Source organism: Sphingomonas sp. (assembly GCF_031380695.1).
Classification (GTDB): domain Bacteria; phylum Pseudomonadota; class Alphaproteobacteria; order Sphingomonadales; family Sphingomonadaceae; genus Sphingomicrobium.
This window is the reverse complement of sequence record NZ_JANMWY010000100.1, coordinates 1-5,503: the sequence shown is the minus strand read 5'-3', so window position 1 is coordinate 5,503 and position 5,503 is coordinate 1. Positions and strand designations below refer to the sequence as shown.

Genomic DNA, 5,503 nt, shown 5'->3' with positions numbered 1-5,503 from the left:
CCCTGCCGACACTGGAGCGACGATCACATCTTTGGCGGCGTGTACTTCACCCGCGTGACGTCAAGCTTGTCGCCCTTGTCGTTGACCGTCGCCATCGTCGCACCGATTGCGGTCGGCTTGGTAGTCCAGCAATTCTCGCCGTCCTTGGTCATCGCGCTGGTGAAGCAGGCCTTGCCGCCCTTCATCACGGCCGTGCCATGGTCGACATGCTTGGCGCCGGAGTGCGTGACATAATCGCCCTTGGGCCCGATCGACTCCTGCATGTCGCCGTTCTTGTCGGTAAATGTCCAGCTGGTCGCGTTGAGCTGGAACGCCGCATGGTGCGCCATTTTGTGCATGGGTTTGGCCAGCGCCGCGCTGCTCGCGATTAACACCATCGCCGCCACTGTTCCGATTGCCATCCGCATCGACTCTCTCCCTCTTGGGTGGAGCGAGCGAAATAACAGAATTTACGTTAGTTAACCATGTAACGATCAATAACAAATTAGACGCTTATCGGTGCGTGCTTGAGAGCAGGCATGATGCCTTACCGAGCCATACCACCTCGCTGAAACCCGTCAGCGGCCAGCGCCCACATGGCACCGGCCGCCGCGAGCATTACATCGTGTGCGGCACGTATGCGATCCGCTTGATCGGTAACTTCTCGCCCTTGTCACTGACCGTGACGCCGCTGCCACCCTCGGCGATCAGCGGGTCGGTCCAGCAGACCTCGCCGTCCTTGTTCATCGCGCTGGTGTGGCAGCCCTTCCCGTCCTTCATGACGGCGGTGCCATGGTCGATATGCTCCTTGCCCGACACAGTGATATACTTGCCGGTCGCGTCGACCGACTCTTGCACGTCCTTGCCCTTCTGGTTGAACTCCCATGAGGTTTCATTGAGCGTCGTCAGCGCCGCCGCCGGGGCGCTGGCATTGGTCATGTTGGCGTCGACGACATTGATATCGGTCGTGTTGGCGGCCTCGTTCGTCGTGGTCGTCGTGGTCGTGGTCTTCTGGCACGCGGCCAGTGCGATCACGGCGATGGAAAGGGTCAGCAAGCGCATCGATCTTCTCCCCTGCGATTGGTTGGCGAGGGGATGGTTATCATCGCTTGACCCGGGTTGCGAATCCATTTCGCACGGGGAATGATCGGTGCGGCTAAACCAGCTCCACCGCCATCGCCGTCGCCTCGCCGCCGCCGATGCACAGGCTCGCGACGCCGCGGGTCTTGCCCTGGTTCTTGAGTGCGTTGACCAGCGTCACCAGGATCCGCGTGCCGCTCGCGCCGATCGGGTGGCCGAGTGCGGTCGCGCCGCCGTTGACGTTGATCTTGTCGTGCGGGATGCCGAGGTCCTTCATCGCGAACATCGCGACGCAGGCGAACGCCTCGTTCACTTCCCACAGATCGACGTCGCCGACGCTCCAGCCGGCCTTCTTCAGCAATTTCTCGATTGCGCCGACCGGGGCGATGGTGAATTCACTCGGCTCGCGCGCGTGGGCGGCAGTGGCGACGATCCGCGCGACCGGCGTCAGGCCCTGCGCGGTCGCATCGCTCTCGCGCATCAGCACGACCGCCGCCGCACCGTCGGAGATCGACGACGACGTCGCCGCAGTGATCGTACCATCCTTGGCGAAGGCGGGTTTCAGCGTCGGAATCTTGTCGGGCATGGCGCGGCTCGGCGCCTCGTCGGTATCGACCGACACGTCGCCCTTGCGGCCTTTCATCGTCACCGCGACGATCTCGGTCTTGAACGCCCCGCTATCGATTGCCGCCTTGGCACGGGTAAGCGACGCGAGCGTGAATTCGTCCATATTCTCGCGCGTTAGCTGATAGTCGTCGGCGGTTGCTTGGGCGAAGCTGCCCATCGCGCGGCCCGCTTCATAGGCATCCTCAAGCCCGTCGAGGAACATATGGTCATATGCGACGTCATGGCCGATCCGCGCGCCGGCGCGGTGCTTCTTGAGCAAATAGGGCGCGTTGGTCATCGACTCCATGCCTCCTGCCACGATCAGGTCGGCGTTCCCCGCCATCAGCGCCTCAGCCCCCATGATCACCGTCTGCATGCCCGATCCGCACACCTTGTTGACGGTCGTCGCCTGGACCGACTTGGGCAGCCCGGCCTTGATCGCCGCCTGTCGCGCCGGGGCCTGGCCGAGCCCGGCGGGGAGGACGCAGCCCATGTAGATGCGATCGATCTTGGCGCTGTCGACGCCCGCCCGCTCGACCGCCGCGCGCACCGCAGTCGCGCCCAAGTCAGTTGCGCTCGCATCGGCTAGACATCCCTGCATCGCGCCCATCGGCGTGCGTGCGGTCGAGAGGATGACGATCGGGTCGGTGGCCAAGGGGCAGCACTCCTGGGTGATTGTTGCACCGCACATAAGCTTCTCGCAAAGCTTGTTCAAATGCTTTGCGCTCTGCTAGCCGGGTTGCTTACAGGAGAAACTAATGTCCGCGACGGACTTCGACTTTAACCTTGGCGAAATGGCCGACACGATCCGCGATTCGACCCAGCGCTTCGCGACCGACAAGGTTGCCCCGTTGGCCGCCGAGATCGACGCCGCCGACCGCTTCCCGATCGAGCTGTGGCCACAGATGGGCGCGCTCGGCCTGCACGGGATCACGGTCGAGGAGGAATGGGGCGGACTCGGGCTTGGCTATCTCGAGCATGTCGTCGCGCAGGAAGAGGTTGCCCGGGCCTCGGCCTCGGTGGGCCTTAGTTACGGCGCCCACTCAAACCTGTGCGTCAATCAGATCCGCCGCTGGGCCAATGCCGAGCAGAAGCGCGCCTATCTCCCCAGGCTGATCAGCGGCGAGCATGTCGGAGCGCTGGCGATGAGTGAGGCCGGGGCGGGCTCCGACGTTGTCTCGATGAAGCTGCGCGCCGAGAAGGTCGCTGGCGGCTATCGCCTCAACGGCACCAAATTCTGGATCACCAACGGCGCCTATGCCGACGTCCTCGTGGTCTATGCCAAGACCGGCGGGGCGGGTGACAAGCCCAGCCGCGGCATCACCACGTTCCTGATCGAAAAGGGCATGGCCGGCTTCTCGATCGGCCAGAAGATCGACAAGATGGGCATGCGCGGCTCGCCCACGTCGGAGTTGGTTTTCGAAGATTGCTTCGTCGCCGACGAACAGGTCATGGGCCCCGAAAATGGCGGCGTGGGCGTGTTGATGAGCGGGCTGGATTACGAACGCACCGTCCTCGCCGGGATCCAGCTCGGTATCATGCAGGCGTGCCTCGACGTCGTCATCCCCTTCGTTCGCGAGCGCAAGCAGTTCGGGACGGCAATCGGCGGATTCCAGCTGATGCAGGGCAAGATCGCCGACATGTACGTCGCGCTCAACTCCGCCCGCGCCTATGTCTATGCGGTGGCCAAGAATTGCGACGCCGGGAAGACGACCCGCTTCGACGCCGCCGGCGCGATCCTCCTGGCGAGCGAATCCGCGTTCAAGGTCGCCGGCGAAGCAATCCAGGCGCTCGGCGGCGCGGGCTATACGAAAGACTGGCCGGTCGAACGCTTCCTGCGCGACGCCAAGCTGCTCGACATCGGCGCCGGGACCAACGAGATCCGGCGAATGCTGATCGGGCGGGAATTGATCGGGGCGGGGTCATGATCTGGTATTGGATTAGTGCCGCGTTGATGACGATCACTGCCGTCATACATTCGGGGGCGGGTGAACAGCGTCTCCTCAAACCGCTGCTGGCGATGAATGAGGGCGTGATGGCCAACCGCCGGAGCCGAAGCGTATTGCGATCGGCCTGGCATCTGACCAGCATTTTCATGCTTTCGAACGCGGTTGTCGTGGCGTGGCCAGGCGTGGCGGGCGGCCTCAAGGCGGTGCTCGGCGGGTTCTGGCTCGTCGTCGGAACATTCTCGCTCATGGCCTCGCGCGGCAAGCATGTCGGTTGGCCATCGCTGTCGGGTGCGGGGCTCGCCGCGCTGATCGGAAGCTGGTCTTGACCCCCTTCGCCACCCTGACTCTCGAGGTCGATTTCGACGAAACCCTGCCGATCGCCCCGGCCCGGACGGCCATCGCGGCGTGGCGTTCATCGGCGGCGGCCGACTCGAGGGCGAGCGCGTCGCCGCGACCGTGCTCGGCGGCGAGGACTGGTTCGTCCGCCGCGCCGACGACAGCCTCGCGATCGACGTCCGCCTCACGCTCCACACCGACGACGATGCCTTCATGACGCTCGCCTACACCGGCGAATTGACCGGCACCCCCGAGGCATTGGCGGCGTTCGGTCGGGGCGAGCAGTTGCACGCTGGCAGCCATGCCATCAAGGTTCATGCCATCATCGGCTGTGGCGATGAACGCTATGCCTGGCTCGACGGCGCGGCGCTCGTCGGAGTCGGCGAGCAAACCCCGGCCGGCCCGGAATATCGCCTGTCCTTCGCCGATGGCGCCAGTCGATGAGCGGCCAACGACTGACGTCTGCGATCGACCTTTCCAGTCCCGAAGCTCAAGCCCGCGCTACCCACAACCGCGCGCTGGCGGCACGCCTCCGCGCCGACGTCGCTACCGCCGCGCTCGGTGGCACCGAAAAAGCGCGCGACCGCCACACCGCGCGCGGCAAACTGCTTCCCCGCGACCGCGTCGAACGGCTGCTCGACCCCGGCTCGCCGTTCCTCGAAATCGGCCAGCTCGCCGCCAACGATCTTTACGACGGTGAGGTGCCGGGCGCGGGAGTGATCGCCGGCATCGGCCGCGTGTCCGGCCGCCAGGTAATGATCGTCTGCAACGATGCCACGGTGAAGGGCGGCACCTACTACCCGCTGACGGTCAAGAAGCATCTGCGCGCGCAGGAGATCGCCGAGGCCAACCGCCTGCCGTGCGTCTATCTGGTCGACTCCGGCGGCGCCAACTTGCCGCACCAGGCCGAGGTCTTCCCCGACCGCGATCACTTCGGCCGCATCTTCTACAATCAGGCGCAAATGTCGGCCAAGGGCATCCCCCAGATCGCCTGCGTCATGGGCAGCTGCACCGCCGGCGGCGCCTATGTCCCGGCGATGTCGGACGAAAGCGTCATCGTCCGCGAACAGGGCACGATTTTCCTCGCCGGCCCGCCGCTGGTGAAAGCCGCAACCGGCGAGATCATCAGTGCCGAGGAGCTCGGCGGCGGCGACCTCCATGCGCGCAAGTCGGGCGTGGTCGATCACCTCGCCGAGAATGACGAGCACGCCCTGACCATCGTCCGCGACATCGTCTCGCATCTCGGCAGCGAGACGGGGGCCGGGATCGAGCTCACGGAACCGCGCCCGCCGCGCTTCGACTCCGATGAACTCTACAGCCTCATCCCCGAGGACGTCCGCGCCCCCTATGACGTGCACGAAATCATCGCCCGCCTCGTTGACGGATCCGAGTTCCACGAATTCAAATCGCTCTACGGCGCAAGCCTCGTCTGCGGCTTCGCCCATATTTGGGGGATACCGGTCGCGATCCTCGCCAACAACGGCATCCTCTTCTCCGAAAGCGCGCAGAAGGGCGCCCACTTCATCGAACTCGCCTGCCAGCGCCGCATCCCC

Annotated in this window: 6 protein-coding genes and 1 pseudogene; 4 read left to right on the top strand and 3 right to left on the bottom strand. The window is 65.0% G+C overall.

Features of this window, described 5'->3' with window-relative positions; genetic code table 11:
- Positions 1 to 23 precede the first annotated feature (23 nt).
- The 3 genes from RMN84_RS03835 to RMN84_RS03825 form a co-directional block, all read right to left on the bottom strand.
- Entirely contained in the window at positions 24 to 407 is a 384-nt protein-coding gene (locus RMN84_RS03835; protein WP_309610884.1) for a hypothetical protein, read from the bottom strand.
- A 190-nt stretch (positions 408 to 597) separates the two neighbouring features.
- Complete coding sequence (locus RMN84_RS03830) at positions 598 to 1,041, bottom strand: hypothetical protein (RefSeq protein WP_309610883.1); 444 nt, start codon at positions 1,039 to 1,041, stop codon at positions 598 to 600.
- A 94-nt stretch (positions 1,042 to 1,135) separates the two neighbouring features.
- The gene (locus tag RMN84_RS03825) at positions 1,136 to 2,320 is read right to left on the bottom strand and encodes an acetyl-CoA C-acyltransferase (protein WP_309610882.1); all 1,185 of its coding nucleotides are present in this window, start codon (positions 2,318 to 2,320) and stop codon (positions 1,136 to 1,138) included.
- A 103-nt stretch (positions 2,321 to 2,423) separates the two neighbouring features.
- Here RMN84_RS03825 and RMN84_RS03820 point away from each other — a divergent pair, with 103 nt between their 5' ends.
- The 4 genes and pseudogenes from RMN84_RS03820 to RMN84_RS03805 all read left to right on the top strand — a co-directional run.
- On the top strand, positions 2,424 to 3,593 hold the full coding sequence (locus RMN84_RS03820) for an acyl-CoA dehydrogenase family protein (protein ID WP_309610881.1): 1,170 nt from the start codon (positions 2,424 to 2,426) through the stop codon (positions 3,591 to 3,593).
- 26 nt (positions 3,594 to 3,619) lie between these two features.
- Entirely contained in the window at positions 3,620 to 3,940 is a 321-nt protein-coding gene (locus RMN84_RS03815) for a hypothetical protein (RefSeq protein ID WP_309610880.1), read from the top strand.
- Between the two features lie 70 nt (positions 3,941 to 4,010).
- Positions 4,011 to 4,394, top strand: a pseudogene (locus tag RMN84_RS03810) (DUF3237 domain-containing protein); the annotation flags it as partial.
- Positions 4,391 to 5,503, top strand: a 1,113-nt coding sequence (locus RMN84_RS03805; RefSeq protein ID WP_309610879.1) for a carboxyl transferase domain-containing protein, incomplete at its 3' end; no start/stop codon positions are given. The pseudogene RMN84_RS03810 and the gene RMN84_RS03805, both read left to right, overlap by 4 nt.

Coding starts and splice junctions, on each gene's coding strand:
- RMN84_RS03835 (WP_309610884.1), bottom strand. CDS start 407: ATGCGGATGGCAATCGGAACAGTGGCGGCGATGGTGTTAATCGCGAGC.
- RMN84_RS03830 (WP_309610883.1), bottom strand. CDS start 1,041: ATGCGCTTGCTGACCCTTTCCATCGCCGTGATCGCACTGGCCGCGTGC.
- RMN84_RS03820 (WP_309610881.1), top strand. CDS start 2,424: ATGTCCGCGACGGACTTCGACTTTAACCTTGGCGAAATGGCCGACACG.
- RMN84_RS03815 (WP_309610880.1), top strand. CDS start 3,620: ATGACGATCACTGCCGTCATACATTCGGGGGCGGGTGAACAGCGTCTC.